This is a genomic window from Arthrobacter sp. 10L430, assembly GCF_056395245.1.
Map to the genome: position 1 here is coordinate 1 of NZ_JBFTJD010000060.1, position 1,095 is coordinate 1,095.

Annotated in this window: 1 protein-coding gene; it reads right to left on the reverse strand. The window is 60.2% G+C overall.

The window, feature by feature from the left end:
• Window positions 1-881: amino acid ABC transporter permease (locus AC1DDG_RS21650; RefSeq protein ID WP_476877695.1), on the reverse strand; the 881-nt coding region annotated here is incomplete at its 3' end.
• Between the last annotated feature and the right edge of the window lie 214 nt (window positions 882-1,095).

A 1,095-nucleotide genomic window follows, 5' to 3' on the forward strand; every position in this document is an offset into this window, starting at 1 on the left:
TCCGGTGCTGTCAGCACAACTCTCTTCGCCTTCCGGGGAAGCCTGGAGGTTGTGCGGGAGTATTTTTGCTCGAGCTTGGACTGCGGGTAGCTCAGCAGAAGGGTCATCACGAGGTACCAGAGGCTGGCGACGATCAGCAGCGGGATGGTTTCGTAGGTGCGGGCGTAGATCAGCTGGGCGCTTTGGAGGAGTTCGGCAACGCCCAGGACGCTGACGAGGGAGGTTTCCTTGAACATTCCGATGACCTGGTTACCGGTCGCGGGGATGATCGAGGGCATCGCCTGGGGAATGATGACCTTGCGCATCTTCATCGATGCGCTCATCCCGAGGGAGTCGGCGGCCTCGATCTGGCCCTTGCCGACCGAGGAGAACCCGCCACGGACGATTTCAGCCATGTAGGCGGCCTGGTTCAGGGTCAGGCCGATCAGGGCTGCCGTGATGGGTGCCATCAGGGCATTCACGTCAACTGCGGTGCTGATATCGGTGAACGGGATCCCGATCGTCAGGTTCGGGTACAGGGCTGCGATGTTGAACCAGAAGATCAGCTGCACCAGGACCGGGGTCCCACGGAACAAGGTGATGTAGACACCGGCCGTGGCCGCGATCGGTTTGACGCTGGAGGACCTCATGACCGCCAGCCCCAGGCCCAGGAGCGTTCCCAGGACCATGCTGGCTATTGTGAGGAAGATCGTGAGCATCAGCCCGCGCAGGATGGTCTCCTGCGTGAAGTACTTCGCGACCACATCCCACTTGAAGTTGGGGTTGGTGGAAACGGAGGCCAGGATGCCGATGCCGATCAGGCTGCACACCACCCACGCCACATACTCGAAGGTGCTGCGGCGCTTGAGCCGTGGCTTCAGCGCTGAATTTATCCCACTCATTGTGGCTTCACTTTCTTCGGAAATCAGGGACTGCATGTACCCGTCCTTAGTTCAGTTTGGCGTTGGTGATGGCACCTGATTCCAGGCTCCAGTTCGAGAGCGATTTCTTGTATTCCGGGCTGTCCAGGACATCCTGCACGGCCTTCTGCAGAGCGGGGGTTAGGGCCGAGCCCTTCTTCAGCCCGACAGACACAAGGTCGCTGTTGCCGACGTT